A 25884-nucleotide genomic window follows, 5' to 3' on the forward strand; every position below is an offset into this window, starting at 1 on the left:
GGCACGCTATCCGGCCCCGCGGTCCGTGCCGTGGCGGACATACGGGACCGGCCCACGACGCGTGCGGTCAGGCGGTGTCCCCGCTCGGCGGCCCGGCGGTCCGGGCGGCCGCCTCCTGCTCCCGCTGGCCGAGGCGGCTGTGCGAACGGCCGTAGAGGAAGTAGACGGCGAAGCCGATGACCATCCAGACGGCGAAGCGCAGCCAGGTCTCGGCGGGCAGGTTCAGCATCAGCCACAGCGAGGCGCACACCGACAGGACGGGGATGACCGGGACCCACGGGGTGCGGAACGCGCGGGGCAGGTCGGGGCGGGTCCGGCGGAGGATGACGACGCTGATCGCGACGACGATGAACGCGAACAGCGTGCCGATGTTCACCAGTTCGCCGAGGGTGGTCAGGCTGGTGAAGCCCGCGACGATCGCGATGATGACGCCGAGCAGGATCGTCGGCCGGTACGGGGTGCGGAAGCGGGGGTGGGTGCGCGAGAAGAACCGCGGCAGCAGTCCGTCCCGGCTCATCGCGAAGAACACCCGGGTCTGGCCGAGCAGCAGGATCATGCAGACGGTGATGAGGCCGATGGTGGCGCCGAAGCTGATCACACCCGCGTACCAGGGGTGCCCCGTGGCCTTGAAGGCCTCGGCGAGCGGGGCTTCCACGGACAGCTTCGTGTACTTCTGCATGCCGGTGACGACGATCGACACGGCCACGTAGAGCAGGGTGCAGATGACGAGGGAGCCGATGATGCCGCGGGGCATGTCGCGCTGCGGGTTGCGGGTCTCCTCGGCGGCCGTGGCCACCACGTCGAAGCCGATGAAGGCGAAGAAGACGATCGAGGCGCCGGTGAAGATGCCCATCACGCCGAAGTTCGACGGTGCCCAGCCGAACATCAGCTGGATCAACGGGGCCTTGAGGTTGCCGCCGGCCTGGGCGGGCTGCGCCGGCGGGATGTACGGGTGGTAGTTGACCGTGTTGACGATGAACGAGCCCGCGATGATCACGATGAGCACGACGGTCACCTTGACCGCCACGACCACCTGGGTGACGCGCGCGGACAGCTTCATGCCGACGACGAGCACGGCTGTGAGCGCCAGCACCAGCAGGGCGGCGAAGATGTCGAACCCGAAGCCGTGGGCGTTGTCCCGGCCGCCGAGCACGGCCGGGACGTGCCAGCCGATGTTGGTGTCGAGGAACGACCGGAAATAGCCCGACCAGCCGACGGCGACCACCGCCGTGCCCAGCGCGAACTCCAGGACCAGGTCCCAGCCGATGATCCAGGCGGGCAGCTCGCCGATCGAGGCGTACGAGAAGGTGTACGCGGACCCGGCCACCGGCACGCTGGAGGCGAACTCCGCGTAGCAGAGGGCGGCGAGTGCGCAGGCCACGCCCGCTGCCACGAACGACAGGGAGATCGCGGGGCCGGCGGTCGTCTTGGCGACGGACCCGGTGTAGACGAAGATGCCGGTGCCGATGATGACGCCGACACCGAACACCGTCAGGTCCAGCGCGGACAGGGACTTCTTGAGCGCGTGCTCCGGCTCCTCGGTGTCGAGGATGGACTGCTCGACCTTCTTCGTCCGGAAGAGGGTGCTGCTCACGGGCCTACCTCCCACGCGCTTGTCGTCCTCGACATGATTCGAGAGGGCCGGGGACGTGTAGTCCGGCACAGGCAGGTTCACGCAAAAACGCCGGCTCCGCCACCTGGCGTGGCGGAGCCGGCTCGCGGGAGCGGGTACTTCTAGTCGCGCGCGGGCTCCACGGAGTCCACCGCGGCGGCCGGGCGGTCGAACCGGCCGTCCAGCTTGGCGACCAGCCCGGTGACCTGGCGGGCGATGTCGGGCGCGGTCAGCCCGATCTCGGCGAGCACCTCGGCGCGCGAGGCGTGGTCGAGGAAGCGCGGCGGGATGCCGAAGTCGCGCAGCGGCACGTCCACGCCCGCGTCGCGCAGTGCCTGGGCGATCGCGGAGCCGACACCGCCGACGCGGCTGTTGTCCTCGACGGTGACGACGACCCGGTGCCGCTCGGCCAGCGGGGCCATGGCCTCGTCGACGGGCTTGACCCAGCGCGGGTCGACCACGGTGGTGGAGATCCCCTGCCGGTCCAGCAGGGCGGCGACCTCCAGGCACATCGGGGCCAGGGCGCCCACGGAGACCAGCAGCACGTCCGGGCGTTCGGTGCCGGGCTCGCGGAGCACGTCCATGCCGCCGACCCGGCCCACGGCCGGCACCGCGGGTCCGACGGCGCCCTTGGAGAAGCGGACCACGGTCGGCGCGTCCGCCACGGCGACGGCCTCGCGGAGCTGGGCGCGGACCTGGTCGGCGTCGCGCGGCGCGGCCAGCCGCAGCCCCGGCACGACCTGGAGGAGGGACATGTCCCACATGCCGTTGTGGGAGGCGCCGTCGGTGCCCGTGACCCCGGCCCGGTCGAGCACGAAGGTCACCCCGCAGCGGTGCAGGGCGACGTCCATGAGGACCTGGTCGAAGGCGCGGTTGAGGAAGGTGGCGTACACCGCGAAGACGGGGTGCAGCCCGCCGTGGGCGAGGCCCGCCGCGGAGACGGCGCCGTGCTGCTCGGCGATCCCGACGTCGTACACCCGGTCGGGGAAGCGCTTGGCGAACTTGTCCAGGCCGACAGGCTGGAGCATGGCCGCGGTGATCGCGACGATGTCGTCGCGCTCCTCGCCGAGCCGCACCATCTCCTCGCCGAACACGGACGTCCAGTCGGCGCCGGAGGAGGCGATCGGCAGCCCGGTGTCGGGGTGGATCTTGCCGACGGCGTGGAAGCGGTCGGCCTCGTCCTGGAGTGCGGGCTGGTAGCCGCGGCCCTTCTCGGTCAGGCAGTGCACGATCACCGGGCCGCCGAACCGCTTGGCCCGGGCCAGCGCCGACTCCAGCGCCTCGATGTCGTGCCCGTCGATCGGGCCGACGTACTTCAGGCCCAGGTCCTCGAACATGCCCTGCGGGGCGATGAAGTCCTTCAGCCCCTTCTTGGCGCCGTGCAGCGTCTCGTACAGCGGCCGTCCGACGACCGGGGTGCGGTCGAGGATGTCCTTGGTGCGGGCCAGGAAGCGTTCGTAGCCCTCGGTCGTGCGCAGCGTCGCCAGGTGGTTGGCGAGTCCGCCGATGGTCGGGGCGTAGGAGCGCTCGTTGTCGTTGACGACGATGACGAGCGGGCGGTCCTTGGCCTCGGCGATGTTGTTCAGCGCCTCCCAGGCCATGCCGCCGGTCAGCGCGCCGTCACCGATGACGGCGACGACCCGGCTGTCCCGCTCGCGCAGCTGGTTGGCCTTGGCGATGCCGTCGGCCCAGCCGAGGACCGTGGAGGCGTGGCTGTTCTCGATGACGTCGTGCTCGGACTCGGCCTGCGAGGGGTAGCCCGACAGGCCGCCCTTCATCTTCAGCCGGGAGAAGTCCTGCCGGCCGGTGAGCAGCTTGTGCACGTAGGACTGGTGGCCGGTGTCCCACAGCACCTTGTCCTTCGGCGAGTCGAAGACCCGGTGCAGGGCGATGGTCAGCTCCACCACACCGAGGTTCGGGCCGAGGTGGCCGCCGGTCTTGGAAACCGCGTCGACGAGGAAGGTCCGGATCTCCCCTGCCAGCTGGTCCAGCTCCTCCAGGCTGAGCCGGTCCAGATCGCGCGGTCCCGTGATACGGGTCAGCAGCGGCACCCGTGCCTCCTTGCAGTAGAGCTGATCGAGCTTTGCCGGGCTTGACGAGTCTAATGTTCCGGCTTCGCTGGTGGTGTCCGGGTGCAAGACACGGAGTGCCCGGCACCTCGCGGGGCGCCGGGCACTCGGGTCGTGCGGGTGCGGTTACGCCCGTCCGGCCGACTTCTGGGTCTTGCGGGTCACCGCGTCGATGACGACGGTGGCCAGCAGGACGCCGCCGGTGATCATGTACTGGACCGGCGAGGCGATGCCCTGGAGGGCGAGGCCGTACTGGATCGAGACGATCACCAGCACGCCGAGGAGCGCGTTCCAGGTCCGGCCCCGGCCGCCGAAGAGGGACGTGCCGCCGATCACGGCCGCCGCGATGGCGTTCATCAGCAGGTCACCGCCGCCGGCGCCCTGGTTGGCCGAGGTGATCTTGGAGGCGATGAACAGACCGCCGATGGCGGCGAAGGTGCCGGAGATCGCGTAGACCGAGATCCGGACCGCCGCGACGTTGATACCGGCCCGGCGGGACGCCTCGATGCTGCCGCCGAGCGCGAAGATCTTGCGGCCGTACGCCGTGCGGCGCAGCACGAAGTCCGTGATCACCAGGACCGCCAGGAACAGCACCACGGCCAGGGGCAGGCCCTTGTACTGGTTGAAGACGGCGGCGGCGGCGAAGGCCACGACGGCGAGGAGCACCGTGCGGACGACGATCTCGCTCAGCGGACGGGACGGCACACCCGCGGCCTCGCGGCGGCGGTTGTCGAAGAACGCGGTGAGGAAGAACACCACGACGGCGACGACGGCGAGGCCGTAGGCGGCCGCCACGTCGCTGAAGTAGTAGCCGCTCAGCTTGGCGACCAGGCCGCTGTCGTCCAGGTTGATGGTGCCGTTGCTGCCGAGGATCTGGAGCATGAAGCCGTTCCAGAACAGCAGGCCCGCCAGGGTGACCGCGAAGGCCGGGACACCGACCCGGGCGAAGAAGAAGCCGTGGATCGCGCCCGCGACCGCGCCGGTCAGGATGGCGAGGATCAGCGCCAGCCACTCGGCCATGCCGTGCGTGATGTTGAGGACGGCGAAGGTGGCGCCCGCGACACCGCTGACCGAACCGACCGACAGGTCGATCTCGCCGAGCAGCAGGACGAAGACGATACCGACGGCGATCATGCCGGTGCCGACCATGGCCACGGAGATGTCGGACAGGTTGCCCGCGGTGAGGAAGTTGGAGTTCAGGCTCGCGAAGATCGCCCAGATGACGATCAGGCCGACGACGACCGGGATGGAGCCGAGGTCACCGGCGCGGATCTTGCGCTTGAACTCGCCGACGTAGCCGGCGAAGCCCTGCTCGCGCACGAGCAGCCGGGGGTCGACGGCCACGTCGGAGCCGGCGGCGGCCTCCGGGTTCTCCACGATGTGGGAGCCGGCAGGGGCGGAGGTCTTGTCGATGCTCACTTCTGAGCCTCCCCGTTGCGCGCCGCACGTCGGGTCACGGCGTTGTCCGTGGCACCGGTGATGGCGGAGATGATCTCTTCCTGCGAGGTGGACTTGACCTCGAACACGCCGTTGTTGCGCCCCAGGCGCAGCACGGCGACCTTGTCCGCCACGGCCTTCACATCGGCCATGTTGTGGCTGATGAGGATGACGGCGTGGCCGCGCTCGCGCAGCCGCTCGACCAGGTCGAGGACCTGCGCGGTCTGCTCGACACCGAGGGCCGCGGTGGGCTCGTCGAGGATGACCAGCTTGGGCTCGCCGAGCATGGAGCGGGCGATGGCCACGGTCTGGCGCTGACCGCCGGAGAGCGAGGCGATCGGGATGCGCACGCTGGGGATGCGGATCGACAGCGTGGTGAGCAGCTCACGGGAGCGGCGCTCCATCTCCACCTCGTCCAGGACGCCGCGCTTGCGCAGCTCCCGGCCCAGGTAGAGGTTGCCGACGACGTCGATGTTGTCGCACAGCGCGAGGTCCTGGTAGACGGTCGCGATGCCCAGGTTCTGGGCGTCGTGCGGCTTGCTGATCGAGACGGCCTTGCCGTCCCACTCGATGACGCCCTCATCGATGGGATGCACGCCGGCGATCGTCTTGACCAGCGTGGACTTTCCGGCGCCGTTGTCGCCCACCAGGGCGACCACTTCACCGGCGTGGACCTCAAGCTCGACGTCGGTGAGCGCCTGGACGGCACCGAACCGCTTGGAGACCCCGCGCAACGCCAGCACGGGCGTAGCGGACACGTGAACCATCTCCTTCGCCGCCTGACCCGGCGGGAGGTTGTGCAGAAGTGTGGAAAGGGGGGTCCGTCCGGCGCCCCGCCCTAGCTTTGCGGGGCTGGTGGATGCGGGGCGCCGGAGGGGCTTTGTCACCGCACGCGTCCGCCGGGGGATCCTCGGGGAACGCGGGCGCGGCGAGAGTCGTGCGGGCTGCTTACTTCAGACCGATCTTGTCGCAGGCCGACTTGTACTTGTCGGTGCAGATGTCGCTGATCGTGTAGAAGCCGTCCTTGATGACGGTCTCCTTGATGTTGTCCTTGGTCAGCGAGACGACCGGGACGATGACCGAGGGGACCTGCTTCGTGGTCGGGCTGTCGACCTTGCTCGTGGCGACGGAGTCGAGCTTCTCACCCTTGCCGAGCGCGACGGCCATCTTAGCGGCCACGGCGGCCTCCTGCGGGTAGGACTTGTACACGCTCATGTACTGGTCACCCGTGACGATGCGCTGCACACCGGCGAGCTCGGCGTCCTGGCCGGTCACCGGGACGCTGATGCCCGCGGCCTTGAGGGCGGTGATGATACCGCCGGCCATGCCGTCGTTGGCGGAGTAGACGCCCACGATGTTCTTCTTGCCGAGGGCGGAGATGGCGCCCTCCATGTTGGCGTTGGCGTTCTCCGGCTTCCACTCCTTGGTGTCGTACGACTTGGCGATGTCGACCTTGCCCTTGAGCTCCGCCAGCGCGCCCTTCTTGAAGAAGGCCGCGTTCGGGTCGGTGATCGCGCCGTTCATCATGACGATCTTGGAGGAGGGCTTGGCCTTGGCGCCCAGCGCCTTCAGGAGGGCCTTGCCCTGGGTGTGGCCGACCTCTTCGTTGTCGAAGGAGGTGTAGGCGTCGATCGGGCCCTCGGCCAGGCGGTCGTAGGCGATGACCGGGATGCCGGAGTCCTTGGCCTTCTTGACCGAGCTGGCGATGGCCTTGGAGTCCACCGCGTCCACGATCAGCACGTCGACCTTGTTGGTCACCATCGTGTCGACCTGCTGGTTCTGCGTGGTGGCGTCCTGCTTGGCGTTCGCGTAGACGACCTTGCCCTTGCCGTTCGTCAGGTCCTTGACCTGCTTCTCGATGATGGGCTTGTCGAACTTCTCGTACCGCGCGGTCTGGTTCTCCGGAAGGAGCAGGCCGACCGTGATGTCGTCGCCCTTCTTCGAACCGGAGCCGGTGTGGTCGCTGTTGCCCTTGGACTCCTTGGCACTGCCACAGGCGGCCAGCGAGACGGCCATGGCGCCGGCGGCGACGACAACGGCGGCACGACGCATACGTGCATTCACTTGAGAAACCTCCCTGACGAGGCCGCGTCGTTGCGGCCGAGGTGGCTGGAAGTCAACTCGGCCACACGTGCGACGTCAAGAAGTAAATCCTTAACGAGATGGCAACGGTGCCATCCGTTCTCTAAGTGAAGGCAGGGGCCGCCACCGGCAGCGCCCCCTCCAAAAGGGTCGAATCACCCATCTCGCTGAGCGCGAGGGCGAGCGCCCCCAGCACCTCCGCGCGACCGCCAAGTGCCCCGGGAAGCACGGACAGTTGACGTGCGGCGCTGGGGATGGCGTAGCGACCGACGGACTCCCTGATGGGCCCGAGGACCAGCTCGCCGGCCTCGGCGAGATCGCCGCCGAGGACCACCCGGCTGGGATTGAGCAGGTTGCAGAGATTGGCCACTCCGCTGCCGATGTGCCGGCCCACGTCGGCCACCACACGGCGGCAGCCGGGATCGCCCTCCCTGGCCAGCCGTACGACGCCCTCCATGGTCAGCTCGCCGCCGTGACTCGGCTGGAGCAGCGGGAGCACGTAGCGGGCCGCCGCGAAGGTCTCCAGGCAGCCGCGGTTGCCACAGCGGCAGACCGGGCCGGACTCGTCGAGGGTGATGTGCCCGATCTCGCCCGCCGTGCCGCCCGGGCCGCGGTAGATCTTCCCGTCGATCACCAGGCCGGCGCCCACACCGCTCGCGACCTTGATGTACGCCAGGTCGCGCACGCCCTTGCCGCTGCCCCAGACCAGCTCGCCGAGGGCACCGAGGTTGGCGTCGTTGTCCACGTGCACGGGCACGCCGAGCCGTTCGCGCAGCTCCTCGGCGGGCTTGGTGCCGCCCCAGCCGGGCAGGATCGCGGTCGACCCCAGCGTCCCCGACTCCACGTCGATCGGGCCGGGCACGCCGAGCCCCACGCCGGCCACCTTGGACCGGTCCACCCCGGTCGCCGCGATCAGCCGGCTGACCAGCTGTTCGGCCCGGTCGAAGCCCTGGTCGGCGGAGGCGTCCACGTCCAGCGGCTCGGCCTCCTCGGCCAGCACCTGGTGGGCGAGGTTCCCGACCGCGACACGCAGATGGGTGTGGCCGAAATCGACACCGATGACTATGCCGGCGTCGCCGCTGAGGCTCACGCTGCGGGCCCGCCGCCCGCCCGCCGACGTGGGCGTGACCTCGACGGTCCCGCCGTCCTTCAGTTCCCGCACGATGTTGGAGACGGTCGCGGCCGACAGGCCGGTCGTCCGCGCGATCTCCGCCTGCGTGAGGGACCCGGCCAGGCGCACGGCCCGGACGACCCGCTCCAGGTTGGCTCGGTGCAGTGATGACTGCGACCCTGGAGTCTCCACGACGACCTCCTGAGCGCGGGGCCGCTTCGGCGAGGCCCCGTGTATGTCCAACTAGTGAACTCTAAGCTGAGCCGTTCGGGGTGACTCCCGTCAAGAGGTTGAACCGTTTCCACGGGTTCGGACACACCGGCGCGCGCCGCTCCCGGGGCCGGGAACGGCGTGCGGCCGACGGTCGCGGGGCGCGGTTACTTCAGGGTCGCCGAGGTCAGCCCCGCCTGCACCTGGCGCTGGAAGGACAGGTACACCACCAGCATCGGGATCATGGCAATGGTCACACCCGCGAAGAGAACCGGCAGGTCGGCGGCGTAGCCCTGCTGCTGGTTCAGCTGGATCAGGCCCTGGGTGAGGACGTACCGCTCGGGGTCGGAACCGCTCTGCGGCTGCATGAGGACCGTGGGCAGGATGAACTGGTTCCACTGACCCAGAGTGTTGAAGATCCCCACGCTGACCAGTCCCGGCTTGGCCATGGGCAGCATCACCTGGAAGAACGTCCGGGTGTGCGAGGCGCCGTCCAGGACCGCCGCCTCGAAGACCGCGGTGGGCAGGGTCCGGAAGAAGGCGTGCATGAAGAAGACCGTGAACGGCATCGAGTAGGCGATGTAGACCAGGACCAGCCCCTGGTAGGTGTTCAGCATGTCCAGCCGTTTGACCATGAAGAACAGCGGGACCAGGGCCAGGAACACCGGGAACATCGCGCCGGCGACGAAGAAGTAGTACAGCAGCCGGTTGCCCGGGAACGGGTACCGGGCCAGCACGTACGCGGCCATCGACCCGAGGAGCATGGTCAGCGGCACGGAGAAGACCAGGACGATCAGGGTGTTCAGGAAGTAGTCGCCGATGCCCTTGTCCCAGGCCCGGGCGAAGACGTCCAGGGACCAGTGCCGGGGCCAGCCGAAGGCCGAGCCACCGATCTGGGCGTCGGTCTTGAAGGAGCTGAGCACCAGCCACACCAGCGGCAGCACGATCAGCAGGGCCCACAGGGCGAGGAAGCCGTGGGAGAAGGCGTTCAGGACCACGCCCTCGCCGCGCCGGCCGCCGGAGCGGGGGGTGGCCCCGGCGACGGGCCGCTCGGCCGGCGCGGGGGCGGTTTCCTTGACGGGTGTGCTCATCGTCGTCTCTCCCGCTCAGAACTCGATGCGCTCACGGCGGGTGGCGCGCAACGTGACCACGGACAGGACCAGCGTGAGCAGGAGCATGACGACGCCCATGGCACAGGCGTAGCCGCTCTTGCCGTAGTACAGGAAGTTGCGCATCATCACCGTCGACATCACGTCGCTGTGGTGGTCGGGACCGCCGCCGTAGGCGCCCATGTTCTGGGTCATGGCCGAGACCAGGACGAACATGTCCATGGCGACGATGCCGAGGTAGACCCAGGCGGTCTGCACCGAGTCCCACAGCAGCGGCAGGGTGATGCGGAAGAAGGACTGGCCGCGGCTCGCCCCGTCGATCAGGGCGGCCTCGTAGATGTCGCGCGGGACGGACTGCATCGCGGCGGAGAACAGCACCAGGTAGAAGCCGACGCCGTGCCAGACCACGACCAGCATCAGCGCCCAGAGCACCATGTTCGGCTCGTTGAGCCATTCCACGGGGTTGTCGGCGTCGACCAGACCGGTCTTGATCAGCAGGCCGTTGAGCAGGCCGCCGCCGTCGCTGCGGTACACGGCGTTGAAGAGCACCGCGAGGATCGCCAGCGACAGCACCTGCGGGAAGAAGTAGAGGATCTTGTAGAACGCCGCTCCGGCCACTCCCCGCACCCCGCCGGCCCGGCTGCGTCCGCCCGCGTTCAGCATGAACGCGAAGAACAGGGCGAGCAGGATCGTGATCACCGGGATGAAGACCAGGAAGAGGATGTTGTGCCAGACGGCCTCCAGGAAGATGTCGTCCTGGAACAGCGCCCGGTAATTGGCCAGACCGACGAAGCCGAAGGTCTGCGACTCGCCCTTCCAGTCGGTCAGCGAATAACCGATGGTCTGGATGTACGGCCAGATCACGAAGATCAGATAAAGCGCCACGGGGACCAGGAGAAACCCCGCGACGAACCGGTACTGCCCTTTGCGCATACCTGCCCCTGACATTCTCGGCCCGTACCGGCGCCCCGGGGAGCGCGGGGAACCACGGCCCGCCACGACGGCCGGCGTCCGCGGTCGCCCCCCGCGTCCCGGGGGCGGTCCGGCGGACCTGAGGTCTTTCGTTCGGATCATGCCGGGCTCACGGGCCCTGGCACCGCGCCTCACCGCGTTGTCGTCGGTTGCCATGGTTCCGCCATGACGCCCTCCTCCGCCTTGCGATCCACGGCACCAGCCCCCGCTCCCTGATCCGGCCCGATCCGAACGAAAGACGCTAGTCCCGGTGGTTCTTCTTCGACGCGGGGTCCTTGGCCTGCTTGTCCACCGCGGCCTGACACCGTTTCAGCCACTCCTTCGGCTGGATACGCCGGGCCATCAGCTCGTTGGACGCGGCCTCGATGGCGGTGCCCATCTCGCCGTACCACTCGGTGTACAGGTAGCGGAAGGTGTGGTCCCCGGCCGCCTTGGAGGCCTCGACCGTGGACTGGGTGCCCGGGCGCAGCCGGACGTCCGGGTCGACGCCGTCCTTGAGGATGGTGAGCGAGTTGGCCTGCTTGGCGAAGAGCGTCGACCACTCCTTGGACAGCATGCGTCGCATGAACTCCTTGGCCGCCGGCAGGTTCCGGGCCTTCGACGGGATGACGAAGGGCTCGCCCGAGCCCGCCCGGATCGCCTCGAACGGCAGGACGCTGCCGGAGAGCAGCGGCATGGGCAGGAACTTCATGTCGAAGTCCGTCGGGGTCTGCTTGAGCTGCTCGTTCTCCAGCCAGGAGCCGCAGGTGATGAAGGCGGCCTTGTACTGGTTCCAGCGGGTCTGCGACTCGGTGTGGGTCAGACCGTTCGTGCCGGGCATCAGGTAGCCCTTCTCGACGACCTCGTAGACGGCCTCGACGGCGGCCCGCGCGGCGTCGGAGCCGACGAACGCCCTGGGGTCCAGGTTGTCGATGGCCTTCATGGCGTCCAGACCGCCCTTCTTGGCGATCAGGTCCATGATGGCGACGTTGATGTAGTACGGGTACTTGCCCTGGTGGGCGAGGCCGCCGATCCCCTGCGACCGGGCGTCCTTGCACACGGCGAGGAAGTCGTCCCAGGTCTTGGGCGGCTGCCAGCCCTTGTCCCGGAAGAGTTTGCCGGAGTACCACAGGCCCCAGACGGTGTAGATGTAGTTCAGCGCGACGATCTTGCCCTCCTGGAGGCCCGGGTCGAGCGTGCCGGGGATGAGGGTGTCGCGGACCTTGCGGGCCGGGTCGTCGACCGAGGGCGCGTCCAGGACCTCGGCGAGGTCGAGGAGCTGGCCGTTCTTGTACAGGACATCGATGTTGATCTTCTGGGCGCCCGAGTCGTCCACGATGTCCGGCGGGTTGCCCGCGTTGAAGCGCGGCTGGAGCTTGCCGGTGATCTCCTGGGTGCCGGTGTGGCTGGAAGTGACCCCGAGCTTCTTGTCGAAGTCGGCCTCCCACGCCTTGGCGTAGTCGTCGCCGTAGCCGCCCTTGAAGACGACGACGTCCAGCTTGCCGCCCTTCGCGGCGCCGAAGGGGTTGTCCTTGGACGTCTTCCCCTTGGCGGTGCCGCCACCGGAGTCGTCGCCCCCGCCGCTGGCGCATGCGGACAGCAGGCCCATCGCCGGGACACCGGCCAGGCCGAGTGCGGCGGACCGGGTGATCAGCGCGCGGCGGCCGACGCCCGCGCGGTCGTGGTCCCCCTCGGAAGTGGATCCCATGCTCAAGTCCTCGCCTTCTCCAGGAGGCGGTGAACCGGATCCTGCCCGGCACCGCGGTCGGGTCAAGCTGGGTGGTGCGGGAAGTACGCAGTACGTGTGCTGCCGGGAGAGCGATTCTGTACCGGGCGCCGACAGGTATAGTCCACTTTCCGCCGACGGAGCAAGATCGAGCGCAAGGTTGGCCTCGGGTCTTTTCCGAGTTGAGACCTCGCGGAAATATGCGGCGCCGATGTGCGGCATCCCCGGAAAACCAACGGCATAACGCCCTGAATGCCACAGCCAACACCCTTGACATCTCCGGCCACTTGACCACCTACTGGTTTCTGCGCCCCGTAACTGACAACGTTGTCCGGCAGAGGGTGCAGGAGGGGAATTCCGTAGATGCAGCGGAGAACTCGGCACAGCTGGGGTCCGGCGGCCGTCCTCACGGCCGCCTTTGTCATGGCCGTCGGCGCGCAGGGCGCGGCGGTCGCCCTGCCGGCGCGGGCCGCGGCGGCCGACCGGGAGTTCGCGTCCTCGTTCGAGGCGGGCGATCCGGCGCCGGACTGGCTGAACACCGTCGACACCGGGCCGGACGGCGGCAAGCGCGCCTCGGGTGTCGACGGCGGGTACAGCACCGGCATCCCGGGCAACGTCACCGACCACGTCACCGACGTACGGGCGAGCGGCGAGAACCCGGGCGCCGGCGAGGTCAAGGAGAACCTCGTCGACGGCGAGCCCGGCACCAAGTGGCTGACCTTCGCGCCCACCGGCTGGGCGGAGTTCGACCTGGACAAGCCCGTCAGGATAACGACGTACGCCCTCACCTCGGCCAACGACTACGCCGAACGGGACCCTGCGGACTGGACGCTGCGGGGCTCCACCGACGGCAAGGACTGGAAGACCCTCGACACCCGCTCGGGCGAGACGTTCGCCGAACGGTTCCAGACCAGGTCCTACGACCTCGCCGAACCGGCCGAGTACCGGCACTTCCGGCTGGAGGTGACCCGGAACCACGGCGCCCCGGACCTCCTCCAACTCGCCGACGTGCAGTTCTCCACCGGCGGCGGGGGCGGTCCGGTGCCGCAGGACATGCTGACCCTGACCGACCGGGGCCCGAGCGGCTCGCCGACCGCCAAGGCGCGGGCCGGATTCACCGGGCAGCGGGCGCTGCGCTACGCCGGACGGCACACGGCGGCCGGGCGGGCGTACTCGTACAACAAGGTCTTCGACGTGGACGTGAAGGTCGGCCGCGACACCCGGCTGTCCTACCGCGTCTTCCCCTCGATGGCCGACGGCGACCGCGACTACGACGCCACCTACGTCTCCCTCGACCTGGCCTTCACCGACGGCACCTACCTGAGCGGCCTCGGCGCGCGGGACCAGCACGGCTTCCCGCTCTCGCCGCGCGGACAGGGTGAGTCGAAGTCGCTGTACGTCAACCAGTGGAACGAGGTGGACGCGCGGATCGGCGCGGTGGCGGCGGGCCGGACGGTCGACCGCATCCTGGTGGCGTACGACTCCCCCGCCGGCCCGGCGAAGTTCCGCGGCTGGATCGACGACGTGTCGCTGCGGCCCGTGGCACCGGAGCGGCCGAAGGCGCACCTGTCGGACTACGCCCTGACCACCCGCGGCACCAACTCCAGCGGCAGCTTCTCGCGCGGCAACGACTTCCCCGCGACAGCCCTGCCGCACGGTTTCAACTTCTGGACGCCGGTCACCAACGCCTCCTCGCTGAGCTGGCTATACGAGTACGCGCGCGCCAACAACGCCGACAACCGGCCGACCGTCCAGGCGTTCAGCGCGAGCCACGAGCCGAGTCCGTGGATGGGCGACCGGCAGACCTTCCAGCTGATGCCGTCGGCCGCGTCCGGCACCCCGGACACCGGGCGCGAGGCCCGGGCGCTGCCCTTCCGGCACGAGAACGAGACCGCGCGGCCCTACTACTACGGCGTCCGCTTCGACAACGGCCTCAAGGCCGAGATGACACCGACCGACCACGCGGCCGTCCTCCGCTTCACCTATCCCGGTGACGACGCGAGCGTGCTCTTCGACAACGTCACCGAGCAGGCCGGCCTCACGCTCGACAAGGAGCACGGCACCGTCACCGGCTACTCGGACGTCAAGTCGGGGCTGTCCGCCGGCGCGACCCGGCTGTTCGTGTACGGCGAGTTCGACAAGCCGGTGACGGACGGCTCGTCGAGCGGGGTGAAGGGCTTCCTGCGCTTCGACGCGGGCGCCGACCGCACCGTCACCCTGCGGATCGCGACCTCGCTCATCGGCGTCGACCAGGCGAAGGACAACCTGCGCCAGGAGGTCCCGGACGGCGCGTCCTTCGACACGGTGAAGGCACGGGCCCAGCGCGTCTGGGACCGGCTGCTCGGCAAGGTCGAGGTGGAGGGCGCGACCCCGGACCAGCTGACCACGCTGTACTCCGGGCTGTACCGGCTGTACCTCTACCCCAACTCCGGTTTCGAGAAGGCCGGCGGCCGCGACCGGTACGCCTCACCGTTCTCCCCGATGCCGGGGCCGGACACCCCGACGCACACCGGCGCGAAGATCGTGGACGGCACGGTGTACGTCAACAACGGCTTCTGGGACACCTACCGCACCACCTGGCCGGCGTACTCGTTCCTGACGCCCACCCAGGCGGGCCGGATGGTCGACGGGTTCGTGCAGCAATACAAGGACGGCGGCTGGACCTCCCGCTGGTCCTCGCCCGGCTACGCCGACCTGATGACCGGCACATCCTCGGACGTGGCGTTCGCCGACGCCTACGTCAAGGGCGTGCGGTTCGACGCGGCGGCGGCGTACGACGCGGCCGTGAAGAACGCCACCGTCGTCCCGCCGATGCCGGGCGTCGGCCGCAAGGGCATGAGCACCTCCCCCTTCCTCGGCTACACCGGCACCGGCACCCCCGAGGGCCTGTCCTGGGCGATGGAGGGCTACGTCAACGACTACGGCATCGCGAGGATGGGCGAGGCGCTGTACAAGAGGACGGGCCACCAGCGCTACCGGGAGGAGTCGGCGTACTTCCTCAACCGGGCGCGGGACTACGTGAAGCTGTTCGACTCCCGGGCCGGCTTCTTCCAGGGCCGGGACGCCGAGGGCCACTGGCGGGTGGACTCCGACCGGTACGACCCGCGCGTGTGGGGCTACGACTACACCGAGACCAACGGCTGGGGCTACGCCTTCAGCGTCCCGCAGGACAGCCGGGGCCTGGCCAACCTCTACGGCGGCCGCGAGGGCCTCGCGGACAAGCTCGACACCTACTTCGCCACCCCGGAGACGGCCTCGCCGGACTACGTCGGCTCCTACGGCGGGGTCATCCACGAGATGACCGAGGCGCGTGATGTCCGCATGGGCATGTACGGCCACTCCAACCAGGTCGCGCACCACGTCCTCTACATGTACGACGCGGCCGGCCGGCCCTGGAAGACGCAGGCCGGCGTCCGCGAGGCACTGTCCCGGCTCTACACCGGCAGCGAGATCGGGCAGGGCTACCACGGCGACGAGGACAACGGCGAGCAGTCGGCCTGGTACCTCTTCTCCGCGCTCGGCTTCTACCCGCTGGTGATGGGCAGCGGCGAGTACTCCATCGGCTCCCCGCTCTTCAAGCAGGTCACCGTGCACCTGGAGAACGGCCGCGACCTGGTGGTGAAGGCGCCGCGCAACAGCGCCAGGAACGTCTACGTCCAGGGCGTCCGGTTCGACGGCCGTCCCTGGACCTCGACCTCGCTCCCCCACTCGCTGCTGTCCAGGGGCGGGGTGCTGGAGTTCGCCATGGGCGCCGAGCCCTCGACGTGGGGCACGGGCAAGGACGCGGCACCGGTCTCCGTCACCCGGGACGACAAGGTGCCGGCGCCCAGGTCGGACGTCCTGAAGGGCGAGGGCCCGCTCTTCGACGACACCTCGGCGACGAGCGCCACGCTGGTCTCGGCGGACCTGCCGGTCCAGGGCGCCGTGCGGCCGGTGCAGTACACGCTGACCTCGGCGGACCACACCCGGGCGCCGACCGGCTGGACCCTCCAGGGCTCCACCGACGGCACGGACTGGCGGACCCTGGACCACCGTTCCGGTGAGACGTTCGCCTGGGACCGGCAGACCCGCGCCTTCACCGTCGCCGCGCCCGGCACGTACACGAGGTACCGCCTGGTCCTGGACGGCGAGTCGGCCCTGGCGGAGGTGGAACTGCTGGGCTGACCGCCCGGGACACGAGGCAGGCGGCCCGCCCCCCGGGAAGGGGGCGGGCCGCCTCGCCGCGCGGGGCTCAGCCGGTCGCGAGGGCGAACACGTGCAGGCCCCGGTCGTGCGGGAGTGTCACGCTCGCGACGGCCCGGCCCGCCGGGGCCCGGTACGGCTCGGTGGCGAACACGTACGTCGGCACCGGGTCCCGGTCCGCGCCCGTGACGTTGCGGTACGCGGTCCGGGCGACGACCTGGTTGCCGTACCGCACGGCGCCGCCCCCGCCGCCCAGGGTCCAGTCGGTGAAGGCCAGGGCGACCGTGCCGGTGGTGCCGTCGGTGTAGGTGACGGTGGCGGCGGCACTGCGGTCGCCGTCGACCGCGCTGCCCACGAAGGCCAGCCGTTGCGCGGGCTCCGCCAGCCGGACGGTCTGCCCGTCGGCCGTGGCGTTGTCGGGGCGGCCGCCGGGTGAGGCGGGCCAGGTGAACGCCAGTGAGCCGACGGTGCCCCGGGCGCCCCCGGTGAGCCCGGCGGCGGCGAGCGCCTGGCGTGAGTAGCTCCAGCCGCCGCCGTCGAAGTCGGCCTCGCCGTGGTCGCCGGAGTCGTCGGACACGCCCGTGTCGTCGTAGGCGGCGAGCAGCGTGCCCGGGGCGGCCACGGTGAGGGTCACCGGCTGCCGGGCGGAGGTGCCGCCCGCGGTGACCGTGACGGTGACGTCGGCGAAGCCCTGCCCGGCGTCCGGGGCCGCCGTGAGCGTGATCGCGCGGGCGCCGCCGGTGACCGTGCCCGCGGCGGGCGTGGCCGTGATCCCGGGCGGGGTCTGCACCCGGAACCGCGCCCGCGGGCCGGCGCCGCCGGCCAGGGACCGTGCCCGGACGGTGACCGTCGTGCTGTCGCCGGGCGCGAGGGTGGCGGCGGTGGGTCCGACACCGGTCAGGTACGGCCGCTCGCCCTGCCGGAAGGACGGCGGCGGGCTGTCCGCGCCCCAGGCGCGGTCCGGGGTGCGGCCGAGGGTGTAGTCGAGCCGGCCGCCGTCCCGGACGAAGGAGGCGGGCAGCCAGGGGCGGTCGCCGGGGCGGCCGTCGACCCGCAGGGACCGTACGTACGGTGCGTCGGCCGCCGCTCCGGCCGCGTGCACGGAGATGTCGTCGCCGTGCGGGCGGCTGATCTCGATGCGCTCGAACAGCGGTGAGGCGAGGACCAGTTCGGCCCGCGACGGCACCTGCGGGTACATGCCGAGGGCGGAGAAGACGTACCAGGCCGACATCGCGCCGAGGTCGTCGTTGCCCGGGATGCCACCGGGCCGGTCGGACCAGAGCCGCCGCATCGCCGCGCGGACGGTCTCCTGCGTCTTGTACGGGGCGCCCGCGTAGTCGTACAGGTACGGGACGTCGATCGACGGCTCGTTGTCCAGTTCGGCCTCGGTGCCGTCGCCGCCGGTGAACGCCCAGTCGCCGCGGGCGTCGTGGAAGAAGTCGTCCAGCCGGGCCAGCGCCCGCTCCCGGCCGCCGAGCGCCGCGAAGAGGCCCGCAGGGTCGTGCGGGACCATCCAGGTGTACTGGGCCGCGGTGCCCTCCACGAAGCCGCGTCCGGTGTCCGGGGTGAAGCCGGGCACCCAGCTGCCGTCGGCCCCGCGGTCGGCCATGTAGGCGCCGCCGGGCGCGGCGGCGATGTCGAGGTTGTTCTCCCACCACTGCGCGCGGCGGGCGAAGCGGGCCCGGGTGTCCCTGTCCCCCGCCGCGCGGGCGAGCTCGGAGATCGCGAAGTCCGCGGTGGACATCTCCAGGGTCTCCGCGGCGCCGCCCCAGGCGTTGGACACGCTGGGCATGTAGTGCAGCTTCAGGTACTTGTCGAGCGAGGGGCGCTGGCCGGCGGAGAGCACGGGCCTGCCGGCCGCGGACAGGTCCTCCGGGGTGGGCACGGTCGCCGCCCCGACCAGCGAGCGCAGGGCGCCCTTCAGGTCGAACCCGGTGCCGCCGAAGGCGCGGATGCCGGCCAGCGCGGTCGCCGCCGGGTCGCCGTTCATGACGTGGGTGCCGCTCGCGCCGTGCAGCCAGCGGTCCCAGACGCCGTGGTTCTGCCGGGCCAGGGTGTACAGCGAGCGGGCGATGTCGGAGCCGGTGTCCGGGTCGAGCAGGGTGAGGAGCTGGAGCTGGCCGCGGTAGACGTCCCAGCCGGAGAAGGTCCCGTACTGCGCGTGCCGGTGGCGCCCGGCACCCCGGCCGTCCCCGCCGCCGACGGTGTGCACCCGGCCGTCGGACCCCCGGTAGCCGCCGTCGGCGTCGCTGATGACGTTGGGGTGCAGCAGCGCGTGGTACAGCGCGGTGTAGAACGTGGTGCGCTCGGCGTCCGTGCCGCCGCCCACCCGGACGGCGCCGAGCCGCTCGCGCCAGGCGCGCCGGGCCGCGTCGCGGACGGCGTCGAACGTGCGGTCCGGCGGGTTCTCGGCGGCGAGGTTCGCCTCGGCCGCGGCCCCGCTGACGTAGGAGATGCCGACCCGGGCGGTCACCGGACCGTCGCCGGGCGCGAACTCGACGTACCCGCCCGCGCCCTTGCCCGCGACGGGCCGGCCGCCGTGCGAGAAGCCGCCGGTGCCGCCGGACGCCTCCCGGGAGCCGGGCCGGAGCGTGTCGTCGTGCCAGGTGCCGGTGGCCCGGAAGGCGCGGTCGAAGCGGGCGGTGAAGTGCAGGGTGTAGTAGGCGCGGCGGCCCTCGGGATCGAGGTAGCCGCAGAAGTTCCCGGAGGTGACCGAGCCGGAGACGGTGCGGGTGTCGGGGTCGATGGAGACCTCCGAGTCCTCGGACCCCACCTCGGAGTCGGAGGTGCGCACCAGCAGGGAGGCGGGCGAGCCGGCCGGGAAGGTGAAGCGGGCGGAGCCGGTGCGGGCGGTGGCGGCGAGGTCGGCGGTGACCCCGGAGGCCAGGGCGACCTTGTAGTGGCCGGGTTCGGCGGTCTCGTCGTCGTGGCGGAAGTCGGAGGCGTAGACGGCGTTCGTCGTGTCGCTCGCCGGGGAGGAGGTGACCTCGCCGGCGTACGGGAAGAAGGGGATGTCGCCGCTGCCGCCGGCGCAGCCGGTGCCGGACATGTGGGTGAGGCTGAAGCCCCGGACGCGGGTGGCGTCGTACTGGTAGCCGCCCGGGGCGGCCGTCCTGGTGGCGTCGCCGCGGGTGTTCTCCGGGCTCCAGGAGAGCATGCCGAAGGGCACGACGGCGCCGGGGAAGACGTCGCCGCCGCCACTGGTGCCGATCAGCGGGTCGACGTACGGCGTGGGGTCCTCGACGAGACGGGGTGGCGCGGCGGACGCCGCGCGGTCGGGGGTTGCGTGGGCGGGTGTCGCGGTGCCGGCGGTCGCCAGGAGCGCGGCCAGCAGCAGGGACGTGGGTCGTAAACGCATGACGCGGCCCTTCCTCCTCACGGACGGGTCGCGCACACGGGTCGCACAAGCCGCAGGGACAGTAGCGTGGGTCAGCGGTACCACGGAAGACCGCCCGCGTCCGGGCAGGCGCGCTCCCGCCTCACCCGGCCGGACCGGTCAAGTGGCTTGACATCGTTGTCCGTTGCGGCGGTAGAGTCAGGTACACACCTTTGACAACGATGTCGCGCGGCCACGGCGGCGCACAAGCCACGCACGGTCCCGGCCCTCCCCGGGAGGATGTCACCCCGCTCCCGCCGGGGGCCGTTTGGCCCGTCGGGCGGGGCGGGTGGATGCTGGACAGCAGACGCCGGACCCGGGACACCGAGCCCCGGGACGGCCCCGGACCGTCCATCTCGTGGACGGGCCATAGCCAGCCCGAAATCCCCAGTGCTACAAATACCGCATGCCGGACACATCTGCCCGATTCAGGCGCCTCGCATGGCGCACTGTGATCGGCAAAAGTCCCCGCAGCGTCGCCGGCCAGGTCTTCCTGCTCCAGGTGGCGCTGGTGGTGCTGCTCGTGCTCTGTGCCGTCCTCGCCCTCGTGCTCCAGTCGCGGCGGGACACCACCACGGAGGCCCGGCGCCGGTCCGTCGCCGTCGCCGAGACCTTCGCCCACGCCCCGGGCCTCCAGCAGGCGCTGGAGCGGCCCCATCCGTCCGTGGTGCTCCAGCCGCTCACCGAGGCGGCGCGCAAGACCGCCGGCGTCGACTTCATCGTGGTCATGGACACGCACGGCATCCGGTACACCCACCCGATACCCAGCCGGATAGGCAAGCGGTTCGTGGGCACCATCGGCCCCTCGCTCGCCGGGAAGGTCTACACCGAGAGCGTCCACGGGCCGCTCGGCCACGAGGTGCAGGCCACCGTGCCCGTCGACGACGACCGCGGCAAGGTGATCGCCCTCGTCTCCGCCGGCCTGAAGGTCCGGCACGTCACCAGCGAGCTGGACCGGCAACTGCCGATCATCCTGGGCGCCGGGGCCGGCGCGCTCCTGGTGTCGACCGGCGGGACGGCGCTGGTGGGCCGCCGGCTGCGGCGGCAGACCCACAGCCTCGCCCCTGACGAGATGACCCGCATGTACGAGCACCACGACACGGTCCTGCACTCGGTGCGCGAGGGCGTGCTCATCGTGGGCCCCGACGGCCGGCTGCTGCTCGTCAACGACGAGGCCCGACGCCTGCTGGAGCTGCCCGCGAACAGCGAGGGACGCACGGTGCACGAGCTGCCCGACCTCGAACCGGCGACGGTGGAGCTGCTCGCCTCCGGGCGCGAGGCCACCGACGAGGTGCACTTCGCCAAGGGCCGGCTGCTCGCGGTCAACCAGCGCCCCACCGACCGGGCCGGCGGCCCCGGGGGCACCGTCGTGACGCTGCGCGACTCCACCGAGCTCCAAGCCGTGTCCGGCCGCGCCGAGACCGCCCGGGAGCGCCTGGAGCTGCTGTACGACGCGGGGCTGTGCATCGGCAGCAGCCTGGACGTCGTCCGCACCGCCGACGAGCTGGCACGGGTCGCCGTCCCCCGCTTCGCCGACTTCGTCACCGTCGACCTCGCCGACGCCGTGCTGCACGGCGAGGAACCCGCGCCGGCCGCGCGGGACACCATGCCGGCGGCGACGGACATGCGGCGGGTCGCGGTGAGCGGCATCCGGGACGACCACCCGCTCTACGAGGAGGGCCGGCTGATCGACTTCCTGCCCTCCACCCCGCAGGCGCGCGGCTACGGCGCCGGACGCTCCGAACTGGTCACGGACCTGTCGGCGGCCGACGGCTGGCGGGTGCAGGACCCGGAGCGGACCCGGCAGATCCTGGACTACGGCATCCACTCGCTGATCGCCGCCCCGATCCAGGCGCGCGGGGTCGTGCTGGGCATGGCCAACTTCTGGCGCGCCAAACGGGAGGCCTTCGACGCGGAGGAGCTGTCCCTGGCGGACGAGCTGGTGGCCCGTGCCGCGGTCAGCATCGACAACGCCCGCCGCTACACCCGGGAACACGCCCTCGCGGTGACGCTCCAGCGCAGCCTGCTGCCGCGGGCCCTGCCCGAGCAGAGCGCGCTCGACGTCGCCTACCGCTACCTGCCGGCGCAGTCCGGGGTGAGCGGTGACTGGTTCGACGTGATCCCACTGCCGGGCGGCCGGGTCGCGCTGGCCGTCGGCGACGTGGTCGGGCACGGCCTGCACGCCGCCGCCACGATGGGCCGGCTGCGGACCGCGGTGCACAACTTCTCCACCCTCGACCTGCCGCCCGACGAGCTGCTCCACCACGTGGACGACCTGGTCGGCCGCATCGACCAGGACGAGGCCGACGCGGACACCACCGAGATCGTCGGCGCCACCTGTCTGTACGCGATCTACGACCCGGTGACGCGGCGCTGCGTCATGGCCCGGGCCGGCCATCTGGCGCCCGCGCTGGTCCATCCGGACGGCAGCGTCGTCTTCCCCGACCTGCCGGCCGGTCCGCCGCTGGGCCTGGGCGGCATGCCGTTCCAGACGGCCGAGCTGGAGCTGGCCGAGGGCAGCCAGCTCGTGCTGTACACCGACGGCCTGGTCGAGGACCGCGCCCGGGACCTGGACGTGGGGCTGGAGCTGCTGCGCCGGTCGCTGGCCGGCCACCCCGACCGGTCGCCGGAGGAGAGCTGCCGGGCGGTGCTCCGGGAGCTGCTGCCCGAGCGCCCCAAGGACGACGTGGCCCTGCTGGTCGCCCGCACCCGGGCGCTGCCGCCCGAGCAGGTGGCCGACTGGGACGTGCCGCGCGACCCGGCCGCCGTGTCGCGGATGCGCGGTGCCGTCTCCGACCGGCTGGAGGAGTGGGGGCTGTCGGAGCTGGGCTTCGGGATGGAACTGGTGCTGAGCGAGCTGATCACCAACGCCATCCGGTACGGCTCCGACCCCGTCCACGTACGGCTGATCCGCGACCGCACGCTGATCTGCGAGGTGGCCGACGGCAGCAGCACCTCACCGCACCTGCGGTACGCCGCGACGACCGACGAGGGCGGCCGGGGACTGTTCCTGGTCTCCCAGCTGGCCGAGCGCTGGGGCACCCGGTACACCCCGCACGGCAAGGTGATCTGGGCGGAGCTGGCGCTCCCGGACCTGTCGGCGCTCCTGGCGGAGTGAGCGGGCCGGCGACGGCGAGGGCCGCACCCCCGGCTCGGGGATGCGGCCCTGGACGGCTGTGCCGTACCGCCGGCTCGTCCTGCCGCCCGACCGCTTACTTGCGGATCAGGCTGCGCAGCACGTACTGCATGATGCCGCCGTTGCGGTAGTAGTCGGCCTCACCGGGGGTGTCGATGCGGACGACCGCGTCGAACTCGACACCGGTGTCGGTGGTGACCTTGACCGTGCGCGGCGTGGTGCCGTCGTTCAGCTCGGTCACGCCGGCGATGGAGAAGGCCTCCTCACCGGTCAGGCCGAGGGACTCCGCGTTCTGCCCCTCCGGGAACTGGAGCGGCAGGACGCCCATGCCGATGAGGTTCGAGCGGTGGATGCGCTCGTACGACTCGGCGATGACGGCCTTCACACCGAGCAGCGCGGTGCCCTTGGCCGCCCAGTCACGGGACGAGCCGGACCCGTACTCCTTGCCGGCCAGGACGACCAGCGGCACGCCCTGCTCGATGTAGTTGCGGGAGGCGTCGTAGATGAAGGAGACCGGGCCGCCGTCCTGGGTGAAGTCGCGGGTGTAGCCGCCCTCGGTGCCCGGCGCGATCTGGTTGCGCAGGCGGATGTTGGCGAACGTACCCCGGATCATGACCTCGTGGTTGCCGCGGCGGGAGCCGTAGCTGTTGAAGTCGCGGCGCTCCACACCGTGCTCGGTGAGGTACTGGCCGGCCGGGGTGTCGGCCTTGATCGCGCCGGCCGGGGAGATGTGGTCGGTGGTGACCGAGTCGCCGAGCTTGGCCAGGACGCGGGCGCCGGTGATGTCGGAGACCGGGGTGGTCTCCATGGTCATGCCCTCGAAGTACGGGGGCTTGCGCACGTACGTCGACTGCGGGTCCCACTCGAAGGTGTTGCCGGTCGGGATCGGCAGCGCCTGCCACTGGGCGTCGCCGGCGAAGACGTCCTGGTAGGACTTGTTGAACATGTCCTCGCCGATGGCGTTGGCGACGACGCCGTTGACCTCGGCCTCGGAGGGCCAGATGTCCTTCAGGAAGACCGGGTTGCCGTCCTGGTCGGTGCCCAGGGCGTCCTTGGTGATGTCCACCTTCATGGAGCCCGCGAGGGCGTACGCGACGACCAGCGGCGGGGAGGCCAGGTAGTTCATCTTGACGTCGGGGTTGATGCGGCCCTCGAAGTTCCGGTTGCCGGAGAGGACCGAGGTGACCGCGAGGTCGTGGTCGTTGACGGCCTTGGAGACCTCCTCCGGCAGCGGGCCGGAGTTGCCGATGCAGGTGGTGCAGCCGTAGCCGACGAGGTTGAAGCCGACCTTGTCGAGATACGGGGTCAGGCCCGCCTTGTCGAAGTAGTCGGTGACGACCTTGGAACCCGGGGCGAGGGTGGTCTTGACCCACGGCTTGCGGGTCAGGCCCTTCTCGACCGCCTTCTTGGCGACCAGGGCGGCGGCGACCATGACGTACGGGTTGGAGGTGTTGGTGCAGGAGGTGATGGCCGCGACCGTCACCGCACCGTGGTCCAGCTCGTAGGTGGTGCCGTCGGGGGCGGTGACCTGGACCGGGTTGGACGGCACGGCACCGGTGCCCTCGCCGTGCCGCGGCGCGCCGGCGCCGTTCTCCTGGTGGCCGTAGGCCGGGGCGTCGGAGGCCGGGAAGGACTCGGCGCTGGCCTCGTCGACCGGGGAGGCGGAGGCGGCCGGCGTCTGCCCGACGGGCGCCTCGACGTAGTTCAGGACGTCCTTGGCGAACTGCTGGGCGGCCTCGGCGAGGACGATGCGGTCCTGCGGGCGCTTCGGGCCGGCGATGGACGGGACGACCGTCGACAGGTCCAGCTCGAGCTTCTCGGAGAAGTCCGGCTCGGCCTGCGGGTCCAGCCAGAGGCCCTGCTCCTTGGCGTAGGCCTCGACCAGGGCGACCTGCTGCGCCGAGCGGCCGGTCAGGCGCAGGTAGTTCAGGGTCTCGTCGTCGATCGGGAAGATCGCTGCGGTGGAGCCGAACTCCGGCGACATGTTGCCGATGGTGGCGCGGTTGGCCAGGGAGGTGGCGGCGACGCCCTCGCCGTAGAACTCGACGAACTTGCCGACCACACCGTGCTTGCGGAGCATCTCGGTGATGGTGAGCACGAGGTCCGTGGCGGTGGTGCCGGTGGGCAGCTCACCGGTCAGCTTGAAGCCGACGACGCGCGGGATGAGCATGGAGACCGGCTGGCCGAGCATGGCGGCCTCGGCCTCGATGCCGCCGACACCCCAGCCGAGCACACCGAGACCGTTGACCATGGTGGTGTGCGAGTCGGTGCCGACGAGGGTGTCGGGGTACGCCTGGCCGCCGCGGACCATGACCGTGCGGGCCAGGTGCTCGATGTTCACCTGGTGGACGATGCCGGTGCCCGGCGGGACGACCTTGAACTCGTCGAACGCGGTCTGGCCCCAGCGCAGGAACTGGTAGCGCTCCTTGTTGCGGCCGTACTCCAGCTCGACGTTCTGCTTGAAGGCGTCGTTCGTGCCGAACTTGTCGGCGATGACGGAGTGGTCGATGACCAGCTCGGCCGGCGCCAGCGGGTTGATCTTGGCCGGGTCGCCGCCCAGCTCCTTGACGGCCTCACGCATCGTGGCGAGGTCCACCACGCAGGGAACGCCGGTGAAGTCCTGCATGATCACGCGGGCCGGCGTGAACTGGATCTCCTGGGAGGGCTGGGCCTGGGAGTCCCAGTTGGCGAGCGCGCGGATGTGGTCGGCGGTGATGTTCGCGCCGTCCTCCGTGCGGAGCAGGTTCTCCAGCAGGACCTTGAGGCTGTACGGCAGGCGGGCCGAGCCCTCCACCTTGTCCAGCCGGAAGATCTCGTACGACTCGTCGCCCACCGGCAACGTGCTGCGGGCGTCGAAGCTGTTCGCCGACACGACAGTCTCCT

The 25884-nt window shown here is 70.9% G+C and carries 13 protein-coding genes; 2 read left to right on the plus strand and 11 right to left on the minus strand.

Features of this window, described 5'->3' with window-relative positions; translation table 11 throughout:
- Positions 1–67: 67 nt before the first annotated feature.
- The 9 genes from ACIQVT_RS21705 to ngcE form a co-directional block, all read right to left on the minus strand.
- A complete protein-coding gene (locus ACIQVT_RS21705) occupies positions 68–1594 on the minus strand; it encodes an amino acid permease (protein WP_403756093.1) in 1527 nt (508 codons plus the stop codon).
- Positions 1595–1734: 140 nt separating this feature from the next.
- Positions 1735–3663, minus strand: a complete 1929-nt coding sequence (gene dxs / locus ACIQVT_RS21710) for a 1-deoxy-D-xylulose-5-phosphate synthase (RefSeq protein ID WP_403756096.1) — start codon at positions 3661–3663, stop codon at positions 1735–1737.
- A 144-nt stretch (positions 3664–3807) separates the two neighbouring features.
- Positions 3808–5100 (minus strand): sugar ABC transporter permease, encoded by a 1293-nt coding sequence (locus tag ACIQVT_RS21715; RefSeq protein WP_403756099.1) that lies wholly within the window; start codon positions 5098–5100, stop codon positions 3808–3810.
- On the minus strand, positions 5097–5885 hold the full coding sequence (locus ACIQVT_RS21720) for an ATP-binding cassette domain-containing protein (protein WP_345051877.1): 789 nt from the start codon (positions 5883–5885) through the stop codon (positions 5097–5099). Before ACIQVT_RS21720 ends, ACIQVT_RS21715 begins: the two co-directional genes overlap by 4 nt.
- Before the next feature lie 181 nt (positions 5886–6066).
- A complete protein-coding gene (locus ACIQVT_RS21725) occupies positions 6067–7170 on the minus strand; it encodes a substrate-binding domain-containing protein (RefSeq protein WP_403756812.1) in 1104 nt (367 codons plus the stop codon).
- A 133-nt stretch (positions 7171–7303) separates the two neighbouring features.
- Positions 7304–8503 carry an ROK family transcriptional regulator gene (locus ACIQVT_RS21730; protein ID WP_403756104.1) on the minus strand — a complete coding sequence of 400 codons (1200 nt, stop codon included), beginning with the start codon at positions 8501–8503 and terminating at the stop codon, positions 7304–7306.
- Between the two features lie 185 nt (positions 8504–8688).
- Entirely contained in the window at positions 8689–9612 is a 924-nt protein-coding gene (locus ACIQVT_RS21735; RefSeq protein WP_403756107.1) for a carbohydrate ABC transporter permease, read from the minus strand.
- 15 nt (positions 9613–9627) lie between these two features.
- Entirely contained in the window at positions 9628–10563 is a 936-nt protein-coding gene (locus tag ACIQVT_RS21740; protein WP_403756112.1) for a carbohydrate ABC transporter permease, read from the minus strand.
- Positions 10564–10843: 280 nt separating this feature from the next.
- Positions 10844–12289, minus strand: a complete 1446-nt coding sequence (ngcE, locus tag ACIQVT_RS21745; RefSeq protein WP_403756117.1) for an N-acetylglucosamine/diacetylchitobiose ABC transporter substrate-binding protein — start codon at positions 12287–12289, stop codon at positions 10844–10846.
- A 381-nt stretch (positions 12290–12670) separates the two neighbouring features.
- Here ngcE and ACIQVT_RS21750 point away from each other — a divergent pair, with 381 nt between their 5' ends.
- Entirely contained in the window at positions 12671–16471 is a 3801-nt protein-coding gene (locus ACIQVT_RS21750; RefSeq protein ID WP_403756120.1) for a GH92 family glycosyl hydrolase, read from the plus strand.
- A 67-nt stretch (positions 16472–16538) separates the two neighbouring features.
- Here ACIQVT_RS21750 and ACIQVT_RS21755 read toward each other — a convergent pair whose 3' ends face one another.
- Positions 16539–19847, minus strand: coding sequence for a GH92 family glycosyl hydrolase (locus ACIQVT_RS21755; protein ID WP_403756123.1), 3309 nt, complete (start codon positions 19845–19847; stop codon positions 16539–16541).
- Between the two features lie 424 nt (positions 19848–20271).
- Here ACIQVT_RS21755 and ACIQVT_RS21760 point away from each other — a divergent pair, with 424 nt between their 5' ends.
- A complete protein-coding gene (locus tag ACIQVT_RS21760; RefSeq protein ID WP_403756126.1) occupies positions 20272–22983 on the plus strand; it encodes a SpoIIE family protein phosphatase in 2712 nt (903 codons plus the stop codon).
- 94 nt (positions 22984–23077) lie between these two features.
- On the opposite strand, the gene ACIQVT_RS21765 is transcribed toward ACIQVT_RS21760, so the two are convergent.
- Positions 23078–25873 (minus strand): aconitate hydratase, encoded by a 2796-nt coding sequence (locus ACIQVT_RS21765; RefSeq protein ID WP_403756129.1) that lies wholly within the window; start codon positions 25871–25873, stop codon positions 23078–23080.
- Positions 25874–25884 lie beyond the last annotated feature (11 nt).

The sequence above is a fragment of the Streptomyces sp. NPDC100445 genome, assembly GCF_044759735.1.
In the GTDB taxonomy this organism is placed as follows: domain Bacteria; phylum Actinomycetota; class Actinomycetes; order Streptomycetales; family Streptomycetaceae; genus Streptomyces.

What these genes read in the sequence shown, in the direction of transcription:
- ngcE (WP_403756117.1), bottom strand. Translation starts at nt 12,289, where the DNA reads ATGGGATCCACTTCCGAGGGGGACCACGACCGCGCGGGCGTCGGCCGC.
- ACIQVT_RS21750 (WP_403756120.1), top strand. Translation starts at nt 12,671, where the DNA reads ATGCAGCGGAGAACTCGGCACAGCTGGGGTCCGGCGGCCGTCCTCACG.
- ACIQVT_RS21755 (WP_403756123.1), bottom strand. Translation starts at nt 19,847, where the DNA reads ATGCGTTTACGACCCACGTCCCTGCTGCTGGCCGCGCTCCTGGCGACC.
- ACIQVT_RS21725 (WP_403756812.1), bottom strand. Translation starts at nt 7,170, where the DNA reads ATGCGTCGTGCCGCCGTTGTCGTCGCCGCCGGCGCCATGGCCGTCTCG.
- ACIQVT_RS21760 (WP_403756126.1), top strand. Translation starts at nt 20,272, where the DNA reads ATGCCGGACACATCTGCCCGATTCAGGCGCCTCGCATGGCGCACTGTG.
- ACIQVT_RS21740 (WP_403756112.1), bottom strand. Translation starts at nt 10,563, where the DNA reads ATGCGCAAAGGGCAGTACCGGTTCGTCGCGGGGTTTCTCCTGGTCCCC.
- ACIQVT_RS21735 (WP_403756107.1), bottom strand. Translation starts at nt 9,612, where the DNA reads ATGAGCACACCCGTCAAGGAAACCGCCCCCGCGCCGGCCGAGCGGCCC.
- ACIQVT_RS21720 (WP_345051877.1), bottom strand. Translation starts at nt 5,885, where the DNA reads ATGGTTCACGTGTCCGCTACGCCCGTGCTGGCGTTGCGCGGGGTCTCC.